Origin of the sequence: Streptomyces venezuelae, assembly GCF_008642275.1 — a bacterium.
GTDB lineage: Bacteria > Actinomycetota > Actinomycetes > Streptomycetales > Streptomycetaceae > Streptomyces > Streptomyces venezuelae_E.
Map to the genome: position 1 here is coordinate 7,607,192 of NZ_CP029189.1, position 25,892 is coordinate 7,633,083.

The 25,892-nt window shown below is 72.6% G+C and carries 19 protein-coding genes; 10 read left to right on the forward strand and 9 right to left on the reverse strand.

Features of this window, described 5'->3' with window-relative positions:
- Window positions 1-2: 2 nt before the first annotated feature.
- From DEJ51_RS33740 to DEJ51_RS33750, 3 genes are all read right to left on the reverse strand, one after another.
- Window positions 3-1,448: a sensor histidine kinase gene (locus DEJ51_RS33740; RefSeq protein WP_223836101.1), complete on the reverse strand. Its 1,446-nt coding sequence runs from the start codon at window positions 1,446-1,448 to the stop codon at window positions 3-5.
- Window positions 1,445-2,170, reverse strand: coding sequence for a response regulator transcription factor (locus DEJ51_RS33745; protein WP_150261409.1), 726 nt, complete (start codon window positions 2,168-2,170; stop codon window positions 1,445-1,447). The genes DEJ51_RS33740 and DEJ51_RS33745 overlap by 4 nt, the downstream gene beginning before the upstream one ends.
- An 86-nt stretch (window positions 2,171-2,256) precedes the next feature.
- Complete coding sequence (locus tag DEJ51_RS33750; RefSeq protein ID WP_150262312.1) at window positions 2,257-3,633, reverse strand: MFS transporter; 1,377 nt, start codon at window positions 3,631-3,633, stop codon at window positions 2,257-2,259.
- 326 nt (window positions 3,634-3,959) lie between these two features.
- Between DEJ51_RS33750 and DEJ51_RS33755 the strand changes: the two genes are divergently transcribed.
- The 4 genes from DEJ51_RS33755 to DEJ51_RS33770 all read left to right on the forward strand — a co-directional run bounded on the left by DEJ51_RS33755 (window position 3,960) and on the right by DEJ51_RS33770 (window position 7,235).
- A complete protein-coding gene (locus DEJ51_RS33755; protein WP_150261410.1) occupies window positions 3,960-5,303 on the forward strand; it encodes a phytase in 1,344 nt (447 codons plus the stop codon).
- An 83-nt stretch (window positions 5,304-5,386) separates the two neighbouring features.
- A complete protein-coding gene (locus DEJ51_RS33760) occupies window positions 5,387-6,214 on the forward strand; it encodes a PaaX family transcriptional regulator C-terminal domain-containing protein (protein ID WP_150261412.1) in 828 nt (275 codons plus the stop codon).
- 79 nt (window positions 6,215-6,293) lie between these two features.
- Window positions 6,294-6,719 (forward strand): secondary thiamine-phosphate synthase enzyme YjbQ, encoded by a 426-nt coding sequence (locus tag DEJ51_RS33765; protein WP_150261413.1) that lies wholly within the window; start codon window positions 6,294-6,296, stop codon window positions 6,717-6,719.
- A 126-nt stretch (window positions 6,720-6,845) separates the two neighbouring features.
- Window positions 6,846-7,235, forward strand: coding sequence for a hypothetical protein (locus tag DEJ51_RS33770; protein WP_150261414.1), 390 nt, complete (start codon window positions 6,846-6,848; stop codon window positions 7,233-7,235).
- A 74-nt stretch (window positions 7,236-7,309) separates the two neighbouring features.
- Here the strand turns inward: DEJ51_RS33770 and katG are convergent, their stop codons facing one another.
- Complete coding sequence (gene katG, locus DEJ51_RS33775) at window positions 7,310-9,541, reverse strand: catalase/peroxidase HPI (protein WP_150261415.1); 2,232 nt, start codon at window positions 9,539-9,541, stop codon at window positions 7,310-7,312.
- A gap of 391 nt (window positions 9,542-9,932) precedes the next feature.
- Here katG and DEJ51_RS33780 point away from each other — a divergent pair, with 391 nt between their 5' ends.
- A complete protein-coding gene (locus DEJ51_RS33780) occupies window positions 9,933-10,343 on the forward strand; it encodes a Fur family transcriptional regulator (RefSeq protein ID WP_150261416.1) in 411 nt (136 codons plus the stop codon).
- A gap of 24 nt (window positions 10,344-10,367) precedes the next feature.
- Here the strand turns inward: DEJ51_RS33780 and DEJ51_RS33785 are convergent, their stop codons facing one another.
- Window positions 10,368-10,934 (reverse strand): hypothetical protein, encoded by a 567-nt coding sequence (locus tag DEJ51_RS33785; RefSeq protein WP_223836102.1) that lies wholly within the window; start codon window positions 10,932-10,934, stop codon window positions 10,368-10,370.
- Window positions 10,935-11,193: 259 nt separating this feature from the next.
- Between DEJ51_RS33785 and DEJ51_RS33790 the strand changes: the two genes are divergently transcribed.
- Window positions 11,194-15,105 (forward strand): Pls/PosA family non-ribosomal peptide synthetase, encoded by a 3,912-nt coding sequence (locus DEJ51_RS33790; RefSeq protein ID WP_150261418.1) that lies wholly within the window; start codon window positions 11,194-11,196, stop codon window positions 15,103-15,105.
- A 95-nt stretch (window positions 15,106-15,200) separates the two neighbouring features.
- A complete protein-coding gene (locus DEJ51_RS33795; RefSeq protein ID WP_150261419.1) occupies window positions 15,201-16,601 on the forward strand; it encodes a M1 family metallopeptidase in 1,401 nt (466 codons plus the stop codon).
- Between the two features lie 49 nt (window positions 16,602-16,650).
- On the opposite strand, the gene DEJ51_RS33800 is transcribed toward DEJ51_RS33795, so the two are convergent.
- Entirely contained in the window at window positions 16,651-17,499 is an 849-nt protein-coding gene (locus DEJ51_RS33800; RefSeq protein ID WP_150261420.1) for a MurR/RpiR family transcriptional regulator, read from the reverse strand.
- Between the two features lie 73 nt (window positions 17,500-17,572).
- Here DEJ51_RS33800 and DEJ51_RS33805 point away from each other — a divergent pair, with 73 nt between their 5' ends.
- Window positions 17,573-18,430 (forward strand): DMT family transporter, encoded by an 858-nt coding sequence (locus tag DEJ51_RS33805; RefSeq protein ID WP_150262314.1) that lies wholly within the window; start codon window positions 17,573-17,575, stop codon window positions 18,428-18,430.
- Window positions 18,431-18,449: 19 nt separating this feature from the next.
- On the opposite strand, the gene DEJ51_RS33810 is transcribed toward DEJ51_RS33805, so the two are convergent.
- The gene (locus tag DEJ51_RS33810) at window positions 18,450-19,385 is read right to left on the reverse strand and encodes a glycoside hydrolase family 16 protein (RefSeq protein WP_150261422.1); all 936 of its coding nucleotides are present in this window, start codon (window positions 19,383-19,385) and stop codon (window positions 18,450-18,452) included.
- An 873-nt stretch (window positions 19,386-20,258) separates the two neighbouring features.
- Between DEJ51_RS33810 and DEJ51_RS33815 the strand changes: the two genes are divergently transcribed.
- On the forward strand, window positions 20,259-22,409 hold the full coding sequence (locus tag DEJ51_RS33815) for a bifunctional polysaccharide deacetylase/glycosyltransferase family 2 protein (protein ID WP_223836103.1): 2,151 nt from the start codon (window positions 20,259-20,261) through the stop codon (window positions 22,407-22,409).
- A 2-nt stretch (window positions 22,410-22,411) separates the two neighbouring features.
- Window positions 22,412-23,689, forward strand: a complete 1,278-nt coding sequence (locus DEJ51_RS33820) for an acyltransferase family protein (RefSeq protein WP_223836104.1) — start codon at window positions 22,412-22,414, stop codon at window positions 23,687-23,689.
- A gap of 12 nt (window positions 23,690-23,701) precedes the next feature.
- Here DEJ51_RS33820 and DEJ51_RS33825 read toward each other — a convergent pair whose 3' ends face one another.
- Both DEJ51_RS33825 and DEJ51_RS33830 read right to left on the reverse strand, forming a co-directional pair.
- Window positions 23,702-24,361, reverse strand: a complete 660-nt coding sequence (locus DEJ51_RS33825) for an N-acetylmuramoyl-L-alanine amidase (RefSeq protein ID WP_150261424.1) — start codon at window positions 24,359-24,361, stop codon at window positions 23,702-23,704.
- Between the two features lie 374 nt (window positions 24,362-24,735).
- A complete protein-coding gene (locus DEJ51_RS33830) occupies window positions 24,736-25,887 on the reverse strand; it encodes a sensor histidine kinase (RefSeq protein ID WP_150261426.1) in 1,152 nt (383 codons plus the stop codon).
- Window positions 25,888-25,892 lie beyond the last annotated feature (5 nt).

A 25,892-nucleotide genomic window follows, 5' to 3' on the forward strand; every position in this document is an offset into this window, starting at 1 on the left:
CCTCACCCGGTAGACGGGGACGGCAGCCGGAGCTCCACCACGAGCCCGTGCGGATCGTTGCCCCGGACGTCGAGCCGGCCGCCGCTGAGCCGGGCGATCTCGTCCGCGATGGCCAGCCCCAGCCCGCTGCCCGGCACGTTCTGGTGTTCCGGGGAGCGTGCGAACCGGCGCAGCAGCAGCGGGAGTTGCTCGTCCGGCACACCCGGGCCGTCGTCCTCGACCCGTACGACGACGGCAGCGCTCCCGTCGGCCGCGTGCGTGGCGCGCACCTCGACGCGGCCGCCGCGCGGGACGAACTTCACCGCGTTGTCGAGGAGCGCGTCGAGGACCCGGCCCGCCGCGTCGGGCAGGGCGCGCGCCCGCAGACCCCCCGCGAGGCCGGCGGCCACGAGTTCCACCCCCGCGGCGCGGAAGACCGGCGTCCAGGCCGTCACCCGGTCCCGTACCGCGCGCGACACGTCCTCGTCGGCCGGCTCCGCCGTGCCCGACTCCACGCGGGCCAGCGCCAGGAGGCCGTCGAGCAGCTCCTCCAGACGCTCCGCCTCGTCCAGGGCGCGGCCGTGCTCGGCCAGGCCCGGCCCGGGCACGATGTGCGGTTCGACGTTCTCCAGCTGCAGCACCAGGGTGGCCAGTGGATTGCGCAGCTGGTGGGAGGCATCGGCGACGAAGTCTCGCTGGCGGCCGATGGAGTCGGCCACCGCCTCCGCCATGGTGTTGAAGTGCCGCCGCAGATGGCGCAGTTCCGGCGGGCCCGTGTCGGACACGGCCCGCGCCTGCAGGCTGCCCGCGGTCAGCCGCCCGACGGCCCGGTCCAGGTCCAGTACCGGGCGCATCAGCCAGCGCGTGATCCCGGCGGCGACCAGAGCGGCTGCCGCGAAGGCGCCGAGCGCGCCGGCGGAGATGAGCGACCAGCGGATGGTCACGTCCCGGCGGGCTGCCGCGGTGGGGACGGCCATCAGGACCGCCCCGCTCACCCGCTCGTCCCGGCCCACCGGTTCGGCCAGCACGGCGGTGCGCGGTCCCCAGGGGCGAAGCGCGGGCAGCCGGTCGGTCGAGCGGCCGGTGAGGGCCCGGCGGCGGGCGTCCGCCCCCTCGGAGGGGCCGGCCCGGCCGCGCGGGGCGGCATCGGCGCCGGTGGCCGCGTCCGCGGCGGCCTCCGCCGCCGGTCCGGTCCCGGCCCGGGCCACCGTGGTTCCCGCGGAGTCGACCACGACCACCCCGGCCCCGTACAGCTGGGCGTAGCGGCCGATCTCGGCCGAGAGCTCCGCCCGGTCGGCGGCGGTACGCATCCGGTCGGCGAGATCGGCGAACCGTACGGCCTCCGAGCGCCGCTGCAGGAGCAGGTGCTCGGTGCGCCCGCGCGCGTAGGCATCGGCCAGGGGAATGCAGAGCAGCAGCGCCGCCGCCCCCATGAGCACCATCAGCACCGCCAGCAGTCGGCGCCTCACCGCTCTCCGCCCCGCGCGTCCGGGGCGTCCGCGGCGTCCGGGGCGGGGATCCCGAGCTGGTAGCCGAAGCCCCGGACGGTGCGCACCAGGCCGGAGCGGCCCGTCTTGGCACGGATGCCCGCCACGTGGACGTCCAGGGAGCGGGAGGCCGCGAGGAAGGCGTCACCCCAGATCCGGTCCAGGATCACCTCGCGGGAGTGCACCTCGTCCGGACGGGCGGCAAGGAAGGCGAGCACGTCGAACTCGCGTCGGGTCAGGCGCACTCCGGCGCCCGCCACGGTGACGGTCCGGCCGGCGAGGTCCACCTCGACGTCGCCGGCGCGCACGGGCCGCGCCCCGGTCGCGGCGGGGTCCGGACGGCCCGGGTGCGGGTCCGTCCGGCGCCGTACGGAGTCGATCCGGGCCATCAGCTCGGCCATCCGGAACGGCTTGACCACGTAGTCGTCGGCCCCCGCCCGCAGCCCCTGCACGATGTCACGCTCCTCGCAGCGCGCCGTCACCACGATCAGCGGCGCGTCGCAGACGGTCCGCAGCCGCCGCAGCAGCTCCAGCCCGTCGAGGTCGGGAAGGCCCAGGTCGAGCAGGACGAACTCGGCTTCGCGGACGTGCCGCAGGGCGTCCAGGGCGCGCCCGACCCGCCGGACGGTGTGTCCGCGCTGGGCGAGGGCCGTGCCGAGTGCCTGGGCCATGCGATCGTCGTCCTCGACGAGCAGCGCGTGCATAGACGGTCCCTCACGACGCGTGTCCGGATCTCCGTTCCCCGGCGCAGCAGCTTACGGGAGCCGGCGCGCCGGGCCACCCGGGCGGATCAGCGGGCCGCCTCGGCGGGTGCCGCCGGCCGCTCGCGCCCGGGCTCGCCGTCGGCCTCGGCCTCCGCGCGGCTCAGCGCGGCATTGCGGGTGTCCGGCATGAGCACGTACGTCACGAGGGAGATCAGCGCGCATCCGGAGACGTACCAGAAGAACATGGTCTCGTGCCCACTGTTCTTGAACCACAGCGCCACGTACTCCGCCGTGCCGCCGAAGAGCGCGTTGGCGATCGCGTACGGCAGCGCCACGCCCAGGGCCCGCACCCGGGTCGGGAAGAGCTCGGCCTTCACCGCCGCGTTGATGGACGTGTAGCCGGTGACGATGACCAGGGCCAGCAGGGACAGTCCGAGGGCGGCCCCGTACGAGGACGCCGATCCGAGGGCGGTCATGATCGGGTACGTGCCGACGGTGCAGCCCACCGCGAAGGTGATCAGCAGCGGCCGGCGGCCGATCCGGTCGGACAGCATGCCGGCGAAGGGCTGCAGTACGGCGAAGAGGGCCAACGCCGTGAAGCTGACGAGCGTGGCGGTGGTCTTCTCCATGCCCGCGCTGCCGACCAGGTACTTGGTGAGGTAGGTGGTGTAGGTGTAGTAGGCCACGGTGCCGCCGAGGGTGAGCGCCATGACCAGCCCCGCCTGACGCCGGTACTGCCACAGGGCCTTCAGCGTGCCGCGGGTGCTGTCGTCGTGGGCGTCCTCGCCGGGCGCGGCCGCCGTCTCCTCCTTGAAGGCGTCGGTCTCCTGAAGCCGGCGCCGCAACCAGAAGACGACCACCGCGAACAACGCCCCGACGAGGAACGGGATGCGCCAACCCCAGCTCTCCAACTGGGTTGTGGTCAGGGTGTGCTGAAGGGTGATCAGGATGCCAAGGCCGAGCAGCTGGCCGCAGGTCATCGACACGTACTGGAAGGACGAGCCCAGCCCGCGCCGGTTCCGGGCGGAGGCCTCGGTCAGGTAGGTGGCGCTGGCCGCGTACTCGCCGCCGATGCTCATCCCCTGGAGCAGCCGGGCGAGCAGCAGTACCAGGGCGCCGAAGTACCCGGCCTGCCCGTAGGTCGGGGCGACGGCGATCAGCAGGGCGGCCACCGACATCATGGTGACGGTCAGGGTGAGCGCGCTCTTGCGCCCGTGCCGGTCGGCGGCGCGGCCCAGGATCCATCCGCCGACGGGACGCATCAGGAAGCCGACGGCGAAGATCCCGGCCGTGTTCATCAGCTGGGTGGTCGGGTTGTCGCCGGGGAAGAAGGAATCGGCGAAGTAGATCGCGAAGCTGGCGTAGACGAACCAGTCGTACCACTCGACGAGGTTGCCGAGGGAGCCGCCGACCAGGGCCAGACGGCGCTTCCTGCGCTCGTCCCCGGGCGGCGACGCGGGCATGACGGCAGACGAGGACATGGCGGCTCCAGAGGGAAGTCCCTGATGAGGGACGGGAGAACTGCCCCGGCGATGGGGGAGTGTCCAGAGCATGGGGCGGCCGTCGTAGCCGGACAAGGTCCGCCACGCAGATCTAACGTTCCGCTAAGAAAGCTCCATGGAGGGCCCCGGTGCCGCCGGATTTCACCACTCGGTCATGTGCACGTCACGTCTGATCCATGGGTGTCACCCGAACGTGGCCCACGGTGGGGGCGGCCCGTCGCAGGACGCCGGAGGACCCTGGCGCACCACCCGGCCGGCCGCACCCCGTACACCCCACAGGAGGCAAGATGCGCGTGATCCCGAGCAGGCGGACCCCGGTCGTGGCCGCGGCGGCCATGGTGGCCCTGGGGGCGATCGCCGGACCGGCTCACGCCCACGCGGACCACGGCGGCACGACACCGCCGCTGCCACGGGTGACAGCCTCGGTCGAGACGCCCTCCCTCTTCGACGACGAGGCCGGCGGCAACGCGAACGCCGACGACCCCGCGATCTGGCGCAACGCCAAGGATCCTGACGCCAGTCTGGTCATCGCCACCGCCAAGGAAGGCGGCCTGCGCGTCTACGACCTGGCCGGACGCCAGGTGCAGTCGCTGCCCGCGCCCCCGCCGCCGAGGGACGGCGACAAGCCCGGACGCTTCAACAACGTCGACCTGATCACCGGACTCCGCTTCCCCGACGGCCGCCACGACGTGGCCGTGGTCTCCGACCGCGGCCGCGACCAGCTGCGCGTGTACCGGATCGACCCGAAGCGGCCCACGGCCCCGCTGGTCGACGTCACCGACGAGAGCGCCGCCCCGCAGGTCTTCTCCACCGGTCAGGACGAGGTCAACGACCAGCGGACCGCCTACGGCCTGGCCGCCTACACCGACCGCCGCAGCGGACGCGCGTACGCGGTCACCAGCCGGCGCCACGCCACCGACCTCGCGCTGGCCGAACTCCTGCCGAACGCCGCCGGCAAGGTCGGCTACCGCACCGTCCGCACCACCTCGCTGCCCGCCACCTTCACCCTGCCGAACGGCGCGACCTGGACGCCGTGCGGGGAGCCGGGGGAGCGGCCCCAGGTCGAGGGCATGGTCGTCGACCCCGACACCGGCGACCTCTACGCCGGTCAGGAGGACGTCGGCATCTGGAAGCTCGACGCCGACCTGCGCTCGCCCGCCCGCCTCATCGAGAAGGTCCGCTCCTTCGGCGTGCCCGGCACCTGGAACCCCGGGACGGAGGAGTGCGACGCGGGCGCCGACCCCGGCTTCGGCGGCCGGCACGTCTCCGCCGACGTGGAGGGCCTGACCATCTGGCGTGACCCGAAGCGGCCGGGCCACGGCGGCTACCTGCTGGCGTCCAGCCAGGGCGACGACACCTTCGCCGTCTTCGACCGCGAGCACGGCAACGCGTACGTCCGCGGCTTCCGCGTCGGGGACGGTGCGGCGCCCGGCTCACCGGACGGCTCCCAGGAGTGCGACGGCGCCGCCGTCACCAGCGCACCGCTGGGCAGGAGGTTCCCGAACGGCCTGCTGGTCGTCCAGGACGGCCACAACACCCCCGCGACCACCGGGGCCGACGGCGAGGCCCGCACCGACACCGACTTCAAGTTCGTCGACCTCGGGCTCCTGAAGCGGGCCGCCCGTCTCTGAAACCGCGACAGGGGGCGTGACCTGGGCGGCGCCGCGTTCGCCCAGGTCGATAGGATCACCACCGCACACGACGGAAGGTGATCATGGCGGACAGTCCCCTCAGGCCCAGCTCGTTGATCAACACGGTCTACGGGGCGTTCCTGCGCCGCCTCGGCGGCTGGATCTCCGTCGCCGACCTGATCACCCTGATGTCCGAGCTGGACGTGGACGGCCCGGCGGCGCGCTCGGCGATCTCCCGGCTCAAGAAGAAGGGCGTCCTCGAACCGGAACGCAGGGGCGCCACCGGGTACCGGCTCAGCCCGGGCGCGCAGCCCGTCTTCGACGAGGGCGACCGGCGCATCTTCGGCAGTCTGGAACCGGCGGAGCTGAGCGACGGCTGGGCCATGGCCGTCTTCTCCGTACCGGAGTCCGAGCGCTCCTACCGCTACCAGCTGCGCACCCGCCTGACCTGGCTGGGCTTCGGGAACATCGCCCCGGGCGTGTGGCTGGCGCCCGGCCGCCTCCTGGGCGACGCCCGCGACATGCTCGTCCGGCTCGGGCTCAGCGAGTACGTGCACCTGTTCGCCGCCGAGTACGCCGCCTTCAGCGACCTGCCCGGCACGGTCAGCTCCTGGTGGGACTTCCCGGCGATCGAGGAGCAGTACGCCGGATTCACCGAGGCCTACGGGCCCGTCGCCGCAGCCCTGGCCGAGCAGCCCGCCATCGACGGCGCCGAGGCGTTCCGCCACTACGTCCCGATGCTCACCCAGTGGCGCCGCCTGCCCTACCTCGACCCCGGACTGCCCGCCGAGCTCCTCCCGGCGGACTGGAACGCGGTCGCCGCGCGGCAGATCTTCCAGCAGCTGAACGAGGTGCTCGCGCCGCCCAGCCTGCGCCACGTCCAGGAGGTCACCGGACTGGCCGAGTCCTGACCGTGCCACCCGACCGGCGCCCGGCGAGTCCCGGCCGGGGCTGCGGGACGGCGGGGAGCCCTCGCGCGAGGATGTGGTCATGGCCGACATCTTCGCCTCACGCACCATCGACGTGACGACCGGTGACCGGGAGACCGTCCATGACCTGACCGATGCCTGCGCGTCGTTCCTCGGGGAGGTGGCGCGGGGCCGGAGCGGGCTGCTCAACCTCTTCACGCCGCACGCGACCGCCGGGCTCGCCGTCATCGAGACGGGAGCGGGCAGCGACGACGACCTCCTGGAGGCCCTGGCGTCCCTGCTGCCTGCCGACGACCGCTGGCGGCACCGGCACGGTTCCCCCGGCCACGGCCGGGACCACGTGCTGCCCGCGATCGTCGCGCCGCACGCCACGCTGCCCGTGATCGACGGACTGCTGGAGCTCGGAACCTGGCAGTCCGTCACCCTCGTGGACACCAACCGCGACAACCCCCGGCGACAGGTCCGCCTGTCCTTCTTCGGCTGCTGACCCGCCCTGCGGGCCACAGAGGTGAATACGTGTCAATCATGACAGGTCAGAGGCCGTTTTCGTAGGACCGAGAGCACAGCGGATTGCCCTTGTTCGGACCCCTGTGCGGCTTTGAGAATCACCGTCATGACTTTCTCAGCGCATGCCGGTCACGACGCCGTACTCCGAGCCCGAGTCGCCCTCCTGGGTTCACAGACCCTGCCCGCCCGGCAGGAGGTCGCCGCCTACCGTGTGCTCGTCCAGGTCAGCCCGAAGGCGTATCTGCCCCTGCTGGCCGAGGCGTTGTTCGAGTACAGCCGTCAGGACTTCGCCCATCTGCCCGACACCGCGCTGGCCCTGCGGGCCGAGTCCGTCGCCGCCGCGCGCCGCATGTACGCCATGGAGCCGGCCAGGGACCTCCTGCTCCTCAAGGCGCTGGACCGCTACCGGGAGCAGCTGGTGCTGATGGACCGCAAGGAGGAAGCCGGCGCCGTGGAGCGGGAGATGGCCGAGCTGGCCGCCGGCTCCGACGGGTAGGCGCCACCCCGGCCACGAGGGCCGGCGGGCGCCGCCGGGCCGGCCGCTGGGGCCGGCCCGGACGGCAGGGCCGCTCAGGCGAGGTCGAACCGGTCGAGGTTCATCACCTTGTCCCAGGCCGCGACGAAGTCCCGCACGAACCTCTCCTTCGCGTCGTCGCTCGCGTAGACCTCCGCGAGGGCGCGCAGCTCCGAGTTCGACCCGAAGACGAGGTCGGCACGGGTGCCGGTCCACCGGACCCGGCCCGTGGCCCGGTCGCGGCCCTCGAACGCGTTCGCGTCCTCGGAGGTCGCCGACCAGGTCGTTCCCAGGTCGAGCAGGTTGACGAAGAAGTCGTTGGTGAGCGACCCGGGGGTCGTGGTGAACACGCCGTGCGGGGACTGCTGGTGGTTCGCGCCGAGTACGCGCAGCCCGCCCACCAGGACGGTCATCTCGGGGGCGCTGAGCGTCAGCAGGTTGGCCCGGTCGAGCAGCAGGTACTCGGCGGGCAGCCGGCTGCCCTTCCCGAGGTAGTTGCGGAACCCGTCGTCGGCCGGCTCCATCGCGGCGAAGGACTCCACGTCCGTCTGCTCCTGCGTCGCGTCCACCCGGCCCGGGGTGAACGGGACCTGCACGGCGAACCCGCCGTCCTCGGCCGCCTGTTCGACGGCGGCCGCACCGGCCAGCACGATCAGGTCCGCGAGGGAGATCCGCTTGCCGCCGCTCTGCGCGGAGTTGAAGGACTCCTGGATCCCGGTCAGGGTACGCAGCACCCCGGCCAGCTCGTCCGGGTCGTTGACCTCCCACCCGCTCTGCGGCTGCAGGCGGATCCGACCGCCGTTGGCACCGCCGCGCTTGTCGCTGCCACGGAAGGAGGAGGCCGACGCCCACGCGACGGACACGAGCCGGGACACCGACAGGTCCGAGGCGAGGACCTGCCGCTTGAGCGCGGCGACATCGGCGGCGTCGACGAGTTCGTGCGACACCTCGGGGAGCGGGTCCTGCCACAGCAGCGTCTCGGACGGGACCTCCGGGCCGAGGTAGCGCACGACGGGGCCCATGTCACGGTGGGTCAGCTTGAACCACGCGCGCGCGAACGCGTCGGCGAACGCGGCCGGGTCCGCGAGGAAGCGGCGCGAGATCTGCTCGTAGGCCGGGTCGAACCGCAGCGACAGGTCGGTCGTCAGCATCGTCGGGGCGTGGGTCCTGGACGGGTCGTGGGCATCGGGCACGGTACCCGCCCCGGCGCCGTCCTTCGGCCGCCACTGGTGCGCCCCGGCCGGGCTCTTGAACAGCTCCCACTCATAGCCGAAGAGGATCTCGAAGAAGGTGTTGTCCCAGGTGATCGGGGTGTTGGTCCAGATGCCCTCCAGGCCGCTGGTGATCGCGTCGCCACCCTTGCCGGTACCGAAGGAGCTGCTCCAGCCCAGCCCCTGCGCCTCCATCGGGGCGGCCTCGGGGTCGGCACCCACGTTTTCCGCCGGGCCCGCGCCGTGGGTCTTGCCGAAGGTGTGGCCGCCCGCGATCAGGGCCACCGTCTCCTCGTCGTTCATCGCCATCCGGCGGAAGGTCTCACGGATGTCGCGCGCCGCGGCGATCGGGTCGGGAGTGCCGTTCGGGCCCTCCGGGTTGACGTAGATGAGGCCCATCTGGACCGCTCCGAGCGGGCTCTCCAGCTCACGGTCACCGGTGTAGCGCTCGTCGTCGAGCCAGGTGGTCTCGGGGCCCCAGTAGACGTCCTCGTCGGGCTCCCAGACGTCCGGCCGGCCGCCGCCGAAGCCGAAGGTCTCGAACCCCATCGATTCCAGGGCCACGTTGCCGGTGAGGATCATGAGGTCGGCCCACGAGAGGGTCTGGCCGTACTTCTTCTTGACCGGCCACAGCAGACGGCGGGCCTTGTCCAGGTTGCCGTTGTCCGGCCAGCTGTTGAGGGGGGCGAAGCGCTGCTGCCCGGCCCCGGCACCGCCGCGGCCGTCGCTGATCCGGTAGGTGCCCGCGCTGTGCCAGGCCATACGGATCATGAAGGGACCGTAGTGGCCGAAGTCGGCCGGCCACCAGTCCTGGGAGGTGGTCAGCACGTCCGCGATGTCGCGCTTGACGGCGGGGAGGTCAAGGGTCGCGAAGGCCGCCGCGTAGTCGAACTCCTCGCCGAGGGGGTTCGCCACGGCGGGGTTCTTGGCCAGGATCTTCAGGTTCAGGCGTTCGGGCCACCACTGGCGGTTTCCGCCGCCCTGGGTCGGGTGCGGAGCTCGCCCGTGGGCCACCGGACAGCCCTCCCCACCCCCGGACGTGGTGTCGGTGACGATTGCATCATGGTTCTCGGACATGGGAATCCTTCCGTACCAGGCGGATCACGGTGTTCAGGAACTGAATGCGACTGCATGCGATGCCGGGGAGCGAGGCTCCGGGGTGAAGGCGCTCGGCGCTCGTCGATCGCCTCCGCACCGAGCGGTCACCGTCCCGGACGGTCGAGCGCGGCGGGACGGAGGCGGCCGGCGCGCACGGGCCGGCACCGGGCAGCTCCTCGGCGGTGATCCGTCACGTTCCCGTCGTCACCTGCCGCTCTGGAGTCTTCCTGTCTCTTGGCCGTCTACGGAACCGATCCTACGATGGACGGAATCCAAGTCAAGAAGAACACCAGATCCTCAGTCCATCGGATTCCGGACGTCTGCCGATAGACTTCCGGACACCCCGTCGAACCCGAACAGGTGGGCCGATATGAGTGACCTGCTGGAACGTCTGCGCGGGCGTGGCTGGCGGATGACGTCCCAGCGGCGCGTGGTCGCGGAGGTGCTCGACGGTGACCACGTGCACCTGACGGCCGACGAGGTGCACGCGCGCGCCGCCCGGCGGCTGCCCGAGATCTCCCGGGCGACGGTCTACAACGCCCTGGGCGAGCTGGTCGCCCTCGGCGAGGTCGCGGAAGTCAGCACCGACGGCCGTGCCAAACGCTACGACCCCAACGCGCACCACCCGCACCAGCACCTGGTGTGTTCCGCCTGCGGCCTCATCCGCGACGTCCACCCGACGGGCGATCCCCTGGCCGGTCTTCCGGCGGACGAGCGCTTCGGCTACACGGTGTCCGCGGTCGAGGTCACCTACCGGGGCCTGTGCCCCGACTGCGCGTAGCCGCGGGCACCGCACGCGCGCGTTCTACTCCTCGCCCTGCTCCTCGTCCGGCCATTCCATCGGTCGGGCGCCGAGCCAGTTCCGCTCGAACTCGTCCTGGCTGATTTCCATGCCCACGAGTTCCGGGTCGAAGAGGTCCACGACGGGCGGGTTGAGGGGCCAGTCGTCGGGTCCGCTGCGCACCCCCGCGCCGTCCGGGGTCAGCTCGACCTGCCGCGTGCGCCGGCCGTCCGCCCCGACTTCCATCAGGGAGAGCGTCCGGTCCTCGTCGTTGTCGTAGTCCCAGCGTCGCCGCAGCCACACGACCTCCCGGTCGGCGAGGGCGCCGAAGCCGTCCAGGCCGCGCTGGGCCTCGCGCTTGGCCCGCAGCTCGTCCAGCCCTTCCGGCGTGGTCGCTCCGTCGACCCGGGCCTCGTCCAGGCCCCAGCCCTCGGCCCGCTCCACGGTCTCCGCCGTGTCGATCACCTCGACGTCCGCGAACGTCTCGCGCACCTCCCGCACCGAGCGTGCGTGGACCCACCACCACGAACCGCCCATGCCGTAGTCGTGCAGTACGAGGAAACGCGACGTCGGCGCAACATGATCAGTCATATCGGCCGACGATATGTGATCGGCCGCTCACGCTCCGCGCGGCCCCCCATCGCCGCTTCGGCCGCCCCGGTCGCCGCCATGGCCCCCGCGATCCACCGCCTGACCACAGTCTTTTCCCGGCCACCCGCGAGGCTTCAACAAGAAAATCCTTGATACCGCACTAGACTGGTGGGTTGTTTGGCGCTGGGCCGGAACAACCTGGGCAGACCCGGGCTCCGCCGGCGACCCGGACGTTGCCGGGAACGAGACGCGAGGGCCGATGGCAGTCACACCTGAGCGCGGTGAACTCACTCTGCTCGACGAGGGGGAGGCGCCGGAGGAGTCCGGCAAGTCCGCCCGCTTCACCGCAGGACCCGCAGCCCCCACCCGCACCCTCGTCGACGTCTTCGAGGCCACCGTACGGACGTACCCCGACGAGCCCGCCCTCGACGACGGAACCACCCGGTTGACCTACCGGGAGCTCGCCGCCGAGGTCGAGCGCCGGCGCCGGGCCCTCGCGGCCGCCGGAGTGGGACTCGGCGACCGGGTCGGCGTACGCGTGCCGTCCGGAACCAACGAGCTGTACGTGGCCGTGCTCGCCGTCCTCGCCACGGGCGCCGCCTACGTCCCCGTCGACGCCGAGGACCCGGACGAGCGCGCCGACCTCGTCTTCGGCGAGGCCGGAGTGCGGGCCGTGCTCGGCGGTGGACAGCGCATCCACGCCGGCCTGGCCGCAGGGCCCGGCCCCCGCGCCGCCGCCTCCCGCCCCGGCCCCGAGCACGACGCGTGGATCATCTTCACCTCCGGCTCCACCGGCAAGCCCAAGGGCGTGGCCGTCAGCCACCGCAGCGCCGCCGCCTTCGTGGACGCCGAAGCCGCGCTGTTCCTCACCGAGGAGCCCATCGGCCCCGGCGACCGCGTCATGGCCGGGCTCTCCGTCGCCTTCGACGCCTCCTGCGAGGAGATGTGGCTGGCCTGGCGCTACGGCGCCTGCCTCGTCCCCGTACCCCGCTCCCAGGTGCGCAGCGGCGCCGACCTCGGCCCCTGGCTCGTGGAGCAGGAGATCACGGTCGTCTCCACCGTGCCGACCCTGGCCGCCCTCTGGGAACCCGAGGCGCTCAACGAGGTCCGGCTGCTGATCTTCGGCGGCGAGGCCTGCCCTCCCGAACTCACCCAGCGCCTGGTCACCGAGGGCCGCGAGGTCTGGAACACCTACGGCCCCACCGAGGCCACCGTCGTCGCCTGCGCCGCCCTGCTGACCGGCGAGGAACCGATCCGCATCGGCCTCCCGCTGAGCGGCTGGGAACTGGCCGTCGTCGACGAGTCCGGGGAGCCGGTGCCCATGGGCGGCAGCGGCCAGCTGGTGATCGGCGGCGTCGGCCTCGCCCGCTACCTCGACCCCGAGAAGGACGCCGAGAAGTACGCCCCGCTCGAAACCCTCGGCTGGCAGCGCGCCTACCGCAGCGGCGACCTCGTACGCGCCGAACCGGAAGGCCTGGTCTTCCTCGGCCGCGCCGACGAGCAGATCAAGCTCGGCGGCCGCCGGATCGAGCTGGGCGAGGTGGACGCCGCCCTCCAGGCCCTGCCGGGCGTCGCGGGCGCCGCCGCCGCCGTCCGCACCGCGCGCAGCGGCAACCAGCTGCTCGTCGGCTACCTCGTCACCCAGGACGGCTGGGACCACGCGGCCGCCGTGACCCGGCTGCGCGCCGAGCTGCCCGCCGCCCTCGTCCCCCTGCTCGCACCCGTCGCCGAGCTGCCCACCCGCACCTCCGGCAAGGTCGACCGGAACGCACTGCCGTGGCCGCTGCCCGACCTGGAGACCTCCGGCCCCACCGAGCAGCTCTACGGGACCGAGGCCTGGCTCGCCGAGCAGTGGAGCGAGACCCTCGGTGTGACCGTCACCAGCGCCACCGACGACTTCTTCGCGATCGGCGGCGGCAGTCTCGCCGCCGCCCAGCTCACCACCCGGCTGCGCACCCGCTACCCGAGCGCGGCCGTCCTCGACATCTACCAGCAGCCCACCCTGCGCAAGCTGGCCCGGCACCTGGAGAGGTCCGTCCAGGACGACGGAGCGGCCCGCACCGTCGCACCCGTCCCGCTGCGCTCCCAGGTGGCGCAGACGTTCCTGCTGCTCCCGCTGTTCACACTGGTGGGCCTGCGCTGGACGGTCGCCCTGCTGGCCCTCGGCAACGTCCTGCACCACTTCGGGCCGTTCCCGTGGGCGCCGACCGCCTCGTGGTGGCTCGTCGCCGCCGGTGCGCTGCTGCTCTACAGCCCGCCGGGGCGCCTCGCCATTGCGGCCGGCGGCGCCCGTCTCCTGCTGCGCGGCGTGCGCGCCGGACGCCACCCGCGCGGCGGCAGCGTCCACCTGCGGCTCTGGACGGCCGAGCGGCTGGTCGAATGCGCCGGCGCCACCTCCCTCACCGGCTCCTGGCTGGAACGTTACGGCCGGGCCCTCGGCGCCAAGATCGGCCCCGAGGTGGACCTGCACTCCCTGCCCCCGGTCACCGGCATGCTCAAACTCGGCCGCGGCTGCGCCGTGGAGTCCGAGGTGGACCTCACGGGCCACTGGCTCGACGGGGACCACCTGGAGATCGGCGCGATCAAGGTCGGCGCGGGTGCGGTGGTCGGCACCCGCAGCATCCTCTTCCCGGGCGCACGGGTCGGCAAGCGCGCCGAGGTGGCCCCCGGCTCCGCCGTCGTCGGACAGATCCCGACCGGCCAGCGCTGGGCCGGCGCACCCGCCGGGAAGCTCGGCAAGGCCAAGCACAACTGGCCGGGGGAACGCCCGCCGCGCGGACTCCCCTGGCGGGCCGCCTACGGAGCGGCCGGCTTCGGCCTCACCGCCCTGCCCGTGCTCGCCGCCCTGCCCGCCCTGCTCGTCGTCAGCCGGTTCGTCCCCGCCGGCGCCGGACTCACCGAAGCACTGCGCGGAACCCTCCTCGCCGTGGTGCCGGCGGCGCTCGCCTACGGGTTCGCGTACGCGGCCCTGCTGCTGGTCTCCGTACGCCTGCTCAGCCTCGGCCTGCGGACCGGCACCCACCCCACGCACAGCAGGGTCGGCTGGCAGGCCTGGACGGTCACCCAGCTGATGGACCTGGCCCGCGAGACGCTCTTCCCGCTGTACGCCGGACTGATCACCCCGGTCTGGCTGCGACTGCTCGGCATGAAGATCGGCCGGGGCGCCGAGGTGTCCACCGTTCTCGCCCTGCCCAGCCTCACCACCGTCGGCGAGGGCGCCTTCCTCGCCGACGACACCCTGACCGCGCCCTACGAGCTCGGCGGCGGATGGATGCGCATCGGACACTCCGAGATCGGCCGCCGCGCCTTCCTCGGGAACTCCGGCATGACCGCCCCGGGCCGCACCGTGCCGGACGACGGACTGGTCGGCGTGCTGTCCGCCACCCCGAAGAAGGCCAAGAAGGGCAGCTCCTACCTGGGCCTCCCGCCGGTCAGGCTGCCCCGGTCCAGCGCGGACGCCGACCAGAGCCGGACGTACGAGCCGCCCGCGCGGCTGCTGTGGGCGCGCGGCCTGGTGGAGCTGTGCCGGCTCGTCCCGGTGTTCTGCTCGGCCGTCCTGGCCGTGCTGACCGGGGCGGCGCTCTGCGCGCTGATCACGCGCAGCGGCCTGGGGATCTGGGGAGCCGTACTGCTCTCCGGAGCGGTCCTGCTCGCCGCCGGACTGACCGCCTGCGCGGTCGCGGTGACCGCCAAATGGCTGCTGGTGGGCCGGCACCGGACGGGGGAGCACCCGCTGTGGAGCGGCTTCGTGTGGCGCAACGAGCTGGCCGACACCTTCGTGGAGGTGCTGGCCGTGCCGTGGCTGGCCGGATCCGTGCCGGGCACGCCGGTGCTGGCCCTGTGGCTGCGCGCGCTCGGCGGCCGGATCGGCCGGGGCGTGTGGTGCGAGAGCTACTGGCTGCCCGAGACGGACCTGGTCGTGCTCGGCGACGGAGTCAGCGTGAACCGCGGCTGTGTGTTGCAGACACACCTCTTCCACGACCGGATCTTGAGGACGGATACTGTGGTGCTCCGCGAGGGCGCCACCCTGGGCCCGGGCGGAATCGTCCTGCCCGGGAGCACGGTCGGGGCCCGCAGCACACTGGGCCCGGCATCCCTCGTGATGGCCGGGGAATCCGTCCCCGCCGACACCCGCTGGCTGGGCAATCCGATCGAGGCGTGGCGGTCCTGACCGGGCCGCCGGCGCCGCGGCGGGCAGCAGGGCGGCGCCGGCACACCGGCACCACAGCACGTCGTACGAGCACAGCGCAGGGAGCGGAAGCGGCAGTGAGCGGCCAGAGAACAGAGCCTTCGGACCCGTACTTCCCGGCCAACGGCGACTCCCGTTACCGAGTGCACCGGTACGAACTCGCCCTGGAGTACCGTCCCGGCCCCAACCGGCTCGCCGGCACGGCCCGGCTGAGCGCGATCGCCGGGCGGGCGCCGCTCACCGAGTTCCACCTGAACCTGGCCGAGTTCAGGATAGGCCGCGTCCTCGTGAACGGCCGGGCACCGCACTACAACCACCGCGGCGGCAGACTCCGCATCCGCCCGGCCAAACCGCTGCCCGCAGGCTCCGCCTTCACCGTGGAGGTGCACTGGGCGGGCAACCCCAAGCCGGTGCGCAGCCCTTGGGGCGGCCTCGGCTGGGAGGAACTGACCGACGGCGCGCTCGTCGCCAGCCAGCCCGTCGGCGCTCCCTCCTGGTACCCGTGCAACGACCGGCCCGCCGACAAGGCCTCGTACCACATCTCGGTCAACACGCCGTCCCCGTACACGGTCGTGGCCGGCGGCCGGCTGCTCACGCGCACGACGAAGGCCAGCACGACCACCTGGGTCTACGAGCAGTCCGCGCCGACCTCCAGCTACCTGGTCGGCCTGTCCATCGGCATGTACCAGACGGTGCTCCTCGGCGACCCCGGACTCGGCGGCGTACCGCAGAGCGCCCACGTGCCGGCGCACCTGCTGCCGCGGTTCTCCCGCGACTTCGCCCGGCAGCCCGCGATGATGGCGCTGTTCGAGGAACTCTTCGGGCCCTACCCCTTCGGCGAGTACGTGGTGATCGTCGCCGACGAGGAGCTGGACGTACCCGTGGAGGCACAGGGCCTGTCCACCTTCGGCGCCAACCACGTGGACGGCGTCCGCGGCTCGGAGCGCCTCATCGCCCATGAACTCGCGCACCAGTGGTTCGGCAACAGCGTGACCATCGCCGACTGGCGGCACATCTGGCTGAACGAGGGCTTCGCGAAGTACGCCGAATGGCTCTGGTCGGAACGCTCCGGAGGCCGCACCGCGCACGAACGGGCGGCCGCCGCGCACCGGCTGCTGGCCACCCAGCCGCAGGACCTGCGGCTGGCCGACCCCGGCCGCAAGCTGATGTTCGACGACCGCCTCTACCAGCGCGGTGGCCTCACCGTGCACGCGATCCGCTGCGCGCTGGGCGACAGCGCGTTCTTCCGCATGCTGCGCGACTGGGCGACGGTGCACCGCCACGGGGTGGTGTCCACCGTGGCTCTCACCCAGCACGTCGCCCGCTACACGGCCGAGCCGCTGGACGATCTGTTCACGGCCTGGCTGCAGGAGCCGGCTCTCCCGCCCCTGCCCGCCCCGCCCCGGCCGCCGATACCGGCGCGGCCCGGATACCCGCCGACGAACGGCGGTTCCAAGGGGGGCCGGGGCAGGGCCTAGTCCGAGGAGGAGCGGGTTCCGCCCGCGCCGGCCGCGCGGCGCGCACCGTTCAGTACGAGTGGTCGACCGTGACGTCGGCCGACAGGCGCAGCGCCGCCTCGGCGGGGGCGCCGCGCACCCCCAGCAGTGTGAGGGTGAGGGCGTCGATCACGGTGAGGTGGGCCAGCCGGCTGGCGACGGTCTCGAGTCCGAACACCAGGTCCTGGCCGCCCGCGACCAGGGTGCAGTCGCTGGTTTCGCTCAGCGGGGAGCGGGCGTAGCTCGTGAGTGCGACGACCCGGGCCCCGGCCCGCCGCGCGCCCCGGGCGGCGTCCACGGTGCTGCGGGTGGCCCCCGTGTGGCTGATGGTCAGGCAGGCATCGGCGGACGTCAGCTGTGAGGCCGCCAGCTGTGCGGTCAGCGGGTCGGCCGGTGCGTCGACCGCGCAGCCCAGCGCGCGCAGCCGGTAGGCGGTGTCCAGCGCGACCGCGCCGGACAGCCCCGCGCCCACCACCAGCACCCGGCCGGCCGTGTCGATCATTCCGGCCGCCGTGCGCAACTGCTCCGGGGTCACCGTCGCCGCCACCCCGTCCAGCGCCTCCCGGGCGGCGCGGACCGTGTCGGCCAGGGCGCGGGCAGCCGGGTCCCGGTCCTGGGAGGGCTCCTGCGCGGGCGCCTGCCGGGCGGCGGCGATCTTCAGCTCCTGGTACCCGCGGAACCCGAGGCGCTGGCAGGCCCGTACGACGGTGGACGGCGCGGTGCCGGCCAGCGCCGCGACGTCGCTGACGCTGAGGTGCACCAGCTCCGCCCCCTTGTCCAGGACGACCTGTGCCACCCGGGCCTCGGTGTCACGCAGCTCGGACAGGTGGGCCCGGACGTGGGCGGCCAGTCCGCCCGTCGCTGTGGAATGAATTTCCATGTGGCTATGCTACCAAGGAATTTTATTCCACATCCTTTCGTGGGGAGCGCCCGTGCCCGCAAACCTGCCACCCATGACGGGCGCGGCCGCCGTGCCCGCCGTCGTCCTCGCCTCGGCGGTACTGCACGCCGCCTGGAACGGCCTCACCCACGGCCTGCGCGACAAACTGGCCGGCTTCACCCTCATCAGCCTGGCCTCCGCCGGCTGCGGAGCCGTCCTGGTATGCCTCGCTCCGCCGCCCGCCCCGGCGGCCTGGCCGTACATCGCCGCCTCCGCCGCACTGCAGGTCGCGTACCAGCTCCTGCTCCTGCGGGCCTACCAGCTGGGCGACTTCGGCCAGATGTATCCCACCGCCCGGGGCGCCTCGCCCGTGGTGGTGGCCCTGGTGTCCACCACCCTGCTCGGCCACTCGCTGCCCGCCGGCCAAGCCCTCGGCATCGCGGTCGTCGCCTGCGGTCTGGCCGGTCTCGCCCTCGCCGACGGGATCCCCGGCCGCGCCCAACTGCCCGCGCTGGCCGCCGCGCTCGGCACCGGCGTGATGATCGCCTCCTACACCCTCGTCGACGGGAGCGGCGTCCGCGTCTCGGGCAGCGTCTTCGGCTACATCGCCTGGCTCTTCCTCTGCCAGGGACTCGTCCTCCCGCTCATCGCCTGGGCCCGGCGGGGTCCGGCCCTGCTCACCGCCCTGCGTCCGCTGTGCGGCCGGGGCCTGGCCGGCGGACTGCTCTCGCTGCTCGCCTACGGGCTCGTCGTATGGGCGCAGTCCCGGGGCGACCTCTCCACCATCGCCGCCCTGCGGGAGACCAGCATCGTCTTCGGAGCCCTGATCGGCGCGGCCGTCTTCCGCGAACGCCTCGGCCACCGACGCATCGCCGCCAGCGTCACCGTCCTGGCGGGCATAGCGGTCCTCCAACTCGCCGGCAACCCCTGAGGTCAGTGCGTTCCGCCGCTCAGGCCTTCGGCACGGTGTCGATGTGGGTGGTGCCCGCGCTGTAGAAGCCGTCCACCGTCTTCTGGACGTCCGCCGGGGAGACGGCCTCATCGGCCTTGTAGTAGACCCAGTTGACCTTCATGTCCCAGGTGCGCGGACCGCCCGGGGCGGGGGTGTCGATGAACCAGTTGCTGAAGTGGATGTCCATCTTCTCGCGCGGGACGTACTTGCCGGAGCTGGTGAACAGCACCTCGCCGTCGAGGGAGTAGGTGACCGTTCCGTTCATGGCGGTGACCATCAGGACGTGCCAGCCCTCGGTGCGCCGCGCGAGCGTGTGGCTGACCCGGTCCGGCGGATCGGCCTTGTGCCAGCTGACGTTGTCGAGACGCGGACCCGTCGTGCCCCAGCCTCCGTTCGGCAGGTACTCGAAGTCGAGCTCGCTGTAGTCCGCCGAATCGTCCGCGGGGGAGATCGGGAAGAAGGTCTGGACGACGTGGTCGCCGTTGCGGCCGGTCGTGGGCTTGCCGCTGAAGTGGACCCGGGCGGCGAAGGTGCCCGTGAAGAGGTTCTTGCCGGTACCCTGCACCTCGACCTGCCGTGTGCCCTGATGGGTGCCGTCGGTGGAGGACTGCAGTCGCAGGACCCTGCCGCCCTGTGCGGTCGCATCCGAGGGGAAGTCGGCGCCGGCGGCGGACCAGGTGTCCTGGATTCCGGGGCCGCCCCCGCCGGTGCGCACCTCCCAGCCGTGGGCGGCGAGCGACGGGTCGCCGGGGCCGCTGTAGTGGAAGCTGTCGAACAGGGTTCCGGGCGGACCGGACGGGGTCGGCGCGACGCTGGGGGCGGGGGCGGCGTCGTCGCCGGGGCCGGCGGAACACGCGGCGAGCACGCACAAGAGGGCGGACAGTGTGAGCGCGGTCCGCGCGCGGCGACGAGGGGTGCGGCGGGGCTGGCTCACGCGGGCTCCTTGGGGGCGTAGAGGCGGTACCTGGGCACGCCCTGTGCGGGGGTGTCGTCACCGGCCGAACCGATGCGGGCGTCATCCTAAGGCGCTCCCCGACCGCCGATGGACCGCCCATGGACCGCCCACGGACCGCCCACGGGCCCGTCCTTACGCGTACGGACCGGCACCCGGCGGCGGTGGGCGCAGCGGCTAACCGGTATGGAAAATTCCGTTTCTATCCGGTCACGACCCACGAGTAGATCGGTTCATATCCCGACATCGGGCCCAAGTCGATCCGGGTCGGTGCACTAGCGTTCGCCTTGCGATCCCGCGCTCTACGTACCCTGCAATGAGAGGCCTCGCAAGGTGCGCCCAGCCATGACTTCCGTCCAGCGCGGATCGGTACCCCGGTCGAATCCTGGAACGTCCGATCCTGCCGTCGAGGAACCCGCCCCCGCACCGGTGTTCGTCGACCAGTCGGGTCTGCGCGGCCGTCTGCTGCGGGGTTTCGGCTGGCCGGTCTCCGTGCTAGGCACGATCCTGGCGGTTGCCATGGGCAGCAGCCTGATCGGTGTGCAGGCGGACGCCCCCGCGATGGGCATCCCCGCACAGCCCTCGCGCTCACCCGTGCCGTCGGGGTCGCCGCCCCGGTCGTCCCCGCCGACCCCGCCGGCCTCACCTCGGGCGGTCACGCGGTCCGCCGAGCCCGTGACGAAGGCAAGCCCGGGCGCCAGGACCTCGGCCACCCCATCGAAGAACTCGGCCGCACCGTCCAAGGCAGCCGTCACCCCGCCGAAACCCGTGACCACCGCGTTGCACGGCGCGAAGCCTTCGAGCCGGCCCGCCAAGCACCCCTGATCGCCGGCACCACCATCTCCAGGAGCACCCTTGTCCCGCCACCAGCGCCGCCGGCAGTCCCTGCTGAGGCCGCGCCGACTGGCCGCGCCGCCGCTGCGCTTCTTCATGCCGCTGTCCCTGCTGGCCTGCCTGCTCGCCCTGCTCGTCCTGCGCGGCCTCGCCACCAACGAGGCGTTCCACGACTCCCGGATCGCCATCTCGGTCGACAAGACGACGGTTCCGGCCGGCCTGCTCAAGGGCGGTCCGGTCATCGACGCGCGCGGCGCCAGGAACGAGCACCCCGTGAGCTACCACATCCCCGACCGCACCGCGGTTCTGAGTTTCGACGACGGCCCCTCACCGGAGTGGACTCCGAAGATCCTCGAGGTGCTCGCGGCCCGCAGGATCCGTGCGGACTTCTTCGTGACCGGCGCGATGGCCACGCGCAATCCGGAGCTGATCCGGCAGATCGTCGCGGGCGGCCATGAACTCGGAGTGCACACCTTCACCCACCCCGACCTGGTGTACCAGTCCCACGCCCGGATCAGCTGGGAGCTGGCGCAGACGCAGCTGGCCCTGGCCGGCGTCGCGGGCGTCCACTCCGCTCTGTTCCGTCCGCCGTACTCCTCCGACGCCACCGCGATGGACGACTGGAACTACCCGGTCATCAAGTACGTGGGCGCACGCGGCTACCTCACCGCGTTCATCGACCGCGACACGGACGACTGGAAGCGCCCCGGCGTGAACGAGATCGTCAAGGCGGCGATGCCGGCCAAGCCCGGTGCGGGCGCGCTGATCCTGCTGCACGACGCGGGTGGCGACCGTACCCAGACCGTCGCCGCCCTCGTGCAGATCATCGACAGGCTGCAGGCCCAGGGCTACCGCTTCACCACCATCTCCGACGCGCTCGGCGCCTCCGGTGCGACCGTGCCCGTGCACGGGTTCCAGCTGTGGGCGGGCAAGGGGTTCGTCTGGGCCACGAGGGCCGCCGTGCTCACCCTGCCGGTGCTGGTCGGACTGCTGGCCCTCGTCGGCTTCCTCAACTTCGGACGGTTCGCGCTGATGCTCGTCCTCGCTCCGATCCACGCCCGCCGCTCCAAACGGAGGGACGCCTGGGGGCCGCCCGTCACCGAGCCGGTCACCGTGCTCGTCCCGGCCTACAACGAACGCGAATGCATAGCCAACACCCTCCACTCCCTGGCCGTCAGTGACCATCCGATCGAGGTGATCGTCATCGACGACGGATCCACGGACGGCACCGCGGACATCGTCGAGGAGATGAACCTGCCGTTCGTCCGGCTGATCCGGCAGGTCAACGGCGGCAAGTCCAGCGCGCTCAACACCGGAATCGCGGCCGCCTCGTACGACATCGTCGTGATGATGGACGGGGACACCGTCTTCGAGCCGTCCACCGTGCGCGAGCTCGTGCAGCCCTTCGCCGATCGGTCGATCGGCGCGGTCGCGGGCAACGCCAAGGTCGGCAACCGCGACAGCCTGATCGGTGCCTGGCAGCACATCGAGTACGTCCTCGGCCACAACCTGGACCGCCGGATGTACGACATGCTGGGCGTCATCCCGACGATCCCCGGCGCCGTCGGAGCGTTCCGCAAGGATGCCCTGCGGCGGGTCGGCGGGATGAGCGACGACACCCTCGCCGAGGACACCGACATCACCATGGCGGTGCTCTGCGACGGCTGGCGGATCGTCTACGCCGAGCACGCCCGCGCCTGGACCGAGGCGCCCGCCAGCCTGCAGCAGCTCTGGTCCCAGAGGTACCGCTGGAGCTACGGCAGCATGCAGGCGATGTGGAAGCACCGCCGTGCCGTGACGTCCCGCGGCCCGGCCGGGCGCTTCGGCCGGGTCGGGCTCCCGCTGGTCGTGCTGTTCGGCGTGATCGCCCCGCTGCTGGCGCCGCTGGTCGACCTGTTCCTGCTGTACGGAGTGCTGTTCGGGGACGCCCCGATCACCCTCACCAGCTGGGGCGGCTTCATCCTCCTCCAGGCCGCACTGTCGTGGTACGCCTTCCGGCTCGACCGCGAGAAGCCCTGGCATCTGATCAGCCTGCCGATCCAGCAACTCGTCTACCGGCAGCTGATGTACATCGTCCTGCTGCAGTCCGCGATCACGGCGATGACCGGTGGCCGACTGCGCTGGCAGAAGCTCCGGCGCACCGGCGAGGTCGCCGTACCGGTGGAGGCCTGACCGTGACCGCATCATTCGACCTCGGTCGCACTCGGGACACCGTGCAGTTGAGAATTCCGGCCGCACTGCGGATCGAGCCGACGCGGGACGAGGAGACCGAGCCGAGGCCTGCGCCGCCGCAGCAGCAGTCGGCTGGGCTCGGGAGCGGCCGCGACCGCTATCTGGACCTACTGCGCGCGCTGGCGCTGGGTCGCGTGCTGCTCTACCACAACTTCGGCTGGTTCTGGCTGCCGCTCGTCTTCCCGTCGATGGGCGTGATGTTCGCCCTCGCCGGCGCCCTGATGGCCCGCTCGCTCAGCCGGCCCGCACTCGGCGTGATCCGCGGCCGGCTGCGCCGCCTGCTGCCCCCGATGTGGCTGTTCGGCGCCGTACTGATCGCCTTCCAGATCCTCGACGGCTGGGGCCCGCAGTCCGAGGGCCACCCCACCTGGTGGTGGTCCAAGCTGGCTTTCTGGATCCTGCCGCTGAGCACCCCGCCGTACGCGGAGGAGCTGTCCGGCTTCCAGCACGTGGAAGCGAGCTGGGCCGTGCAGATCACCGTCCCGCTCTGGTACCTCCGGGCCTACCTCTGGTACGTCCTGCTCTCGCCGCTGCTGCTCCGGGCACTGCGACGCTTTCCGGTGGCGACGCTCTCCGGTCCGCTGACGATGGTCATCGTCATGAACGCGTTCTTCGCCGACCAGGAGTTCGTGTACAGCCGGGTCTGGGAGACCGCCAACGACTTCGCGACCTTCGGCGCCTGCTGGATCCTCGGCATGGCCCACCAGGAGGGCCTGCTCAAGAAGATCCCGCAGTACGTGCTGCCGTCCGTCGCACCGCTGATCATGGTCGCCGGCTTCTGGTACCTGCAGACCCGTCCGGTCGATCCGACGGTGGCGACCGACATCGAGGCCTGGCCGATCGCCCAGGCCCTGTGGTCCTTCGGCTTCGTCGCCGTCCTGCTCCACGCCAGCCCGTCGTGGGCGCGTTGGCCCAGGCCGCTGGAACGCTGGAACGGCCTGGTGGGCCTGCTCAACGCGCGAGCCGTCAGCGTGTACCTCTGGCACCAGGTGGCCCTGGTGGTCGCCGTCCCGCTGATCGACCCCCTCTGGAGCGTCCCGTTCATCTACGACAACCTCCAGTGGCTGCTCGCCAGCCAGTGGTTCACGCTGCTGGTGGCGATCCCGCTGCTCGGGCTGCTGGTGCTGGCCTTCGGCTGGGTCGAGGACGTGGCCGCCAAACGCCCGCCACGGCTCTTTCCGTACCCCCGCCGCCGAGGTCGCCGCCGAGCCGCCGGCTGAGCAGGGCCGTGCCTACCGGGAGTACTTGGTGCGGACCGCGCCGAGGATCTCTCCCGCCTGGGCGGAGCGCAGCGGGCCCGGGCAGGAGTGTCCGCCCCAGTCCCGGCCGCCCATGCGGTGGATGCCCAGCCCCCGGCCCTGCGGTGTGGAGGCGGGTTCGAGGGGCCAGCCGTGCTGGGCCATGCCCCAGGCGTAGATCCGGGCGACGGAGTCCACCTGCTGCGCGGTGAGCGGCCGGCTCGCGAAGCCCGAGGTCTCCACCGAGAGCCACGACGGGTTGCCGGTGCCCTGCGCCCAGGCCCGGTCGTGCGCGGAGACGTACTGTTCGATCTCGCCGGACTGCGAGACCCAGAAGTGCGCCGAGGCCTGGGCCGCGGGGTCGCTGAAGTGGTCGTGGAGCGAGTTCTCGCCCTCCTGTACGTGCAGGACCAGACCCCGCATCTCCCTGAGCCCGCCGGGAGTGAAGTTCACGGCCAGGGGCCTCAGGGTGGCGTCCGGCATCCATGCCTGCTTCCCGGGTTCGGGAGCCGCTTCGGCGGGCGGCTCCGCCGTGCTCTCCTCCTGCGCCTCGGTGTGGACGGGGCCGGGGTCCCCGCCGCGGTCGACGACGACCCCGAAGGCGGTGGCGATCAGTCCACTGCTGGTGCAGAGCATTGCGGTGCGGCGCGACATGAGGCGTGGCTTCGGTTTGCGGTGGGTCACGCGAGCGGCGCCCTGGCGGCGGCTCGTCGGGAACGGAGCATCGGAAGGGTCCCTTGCTGGACTGGCGTTCTCCAGCGGAATGCTTCACGACCATTAGTGTCGGAATGGGACCGGACGATGACCGTTTCGTGACGGCCGCACGCGGCGCGGCCCGTTCAGCGGCCCCGGCCGGCTGCCGGGGCCACGTGCGGGGTGCGGTTCGGGGCCGTCCCCCGCCGAGCGGCAGGGTGCCGCCGACTGGTACGCCCCCCTGCCCGGATCCACCGTAGGCGGGCCGACGGCCGGACGGCCGCCGAATCCCCTTCCGGATGAAGGTGCCCCTGCGCTTGACCCCTGTGCACGACCTAGGCGAGCGGGATGCGGGCCCCTACCTGCCAGTCGCCCTCGGCCGTGGCTCCGGCGCGGAAGGTGCCGCCGGCCAGGAGAACACGCTCGCGCAGGCCCTTCAGCCCGTGGCCCGGACCGGCCGTCCCGTCGCTGGTTATCCACACGGCGGCCTCGTGGGGACGGACGCGCACCCGGACGCTGACGTGGCGGCAGTGACGGGCGTGGTTGCGGATGTCGGTGAGGGATTCCTCCGTCACCCGGTGCAGGGTGGCGGCCACCTCGGCCGGAACGGTGTCCGTCGGGCCTTCCTCGGTCAGGTGTGCCGGCACACCGTTCAGGGCGAACCCCCGCACCAGAGCCCTCAGGTCGTCCATGCCGGCGGGCGCGGCCGCAGGTGCGTCGTCCTCCCCGGTCCGGAGTCCGGCCGCCGTCTGCCGGATGGACGCGAGCGCCTCCGCTCCGGTCTCCTCGATGCGCTGCAGTGCCGACAGGACCATGTCGGGCCGCCTGGCGGCGACCGCACGGGCACCCTGTGCCTGCACCACGATGCCGGTCATGTGGTGGGCGAGGTGGTCGTGCAGCTCCCTGGCCCGCTCGATCCGCTGTTCCAGCCGGATGCGGTGTGCACGCTGCCGCCGGTCCGCCTCCACCATCCGCGCCGTCACGGTCGCCCCCGCCACCAGGACGGTGACCAGTGTGAGACCGAACGCGGCGGTGAGACCTCCCTCCTGCGGGCCGAGGGACAGGGGGCGCACGACGACGGCCGCGGCCAGCAGCAGGGCGACCGGAGCGGCGGAGGCTGCCGGGCCGCGCCGGGTGACGAGGGCCAGCACCACGAGCAGGGCGGCCGGCTCGAACGCCCCGTAGCCGGACGAGGCGCCGACATGGGCATGGCTCAGGTACACGGCCGCGGAACAGGCCAGCGACGCGGCGGCGGCACCCCCGGCACAGGCGTACGACCAGGCCTCGTCGAGCAGGGGCAGGGCGACGAGGACGGCGCCCACGACGACGGCCGACAGCGTGAGGCGGACCTGCGACGCGGGTCCGGCGAACATTCCGGTCCGTACGTCGGCCCAGGCCGCCGCCGCGAGCACACAGGCTGCGAGGGGCCGCAGCAGGACCGCCGCCCTGCCGGGAACGGCAAGGAAGTGGAGGAAAGGAGACCACATAGCGC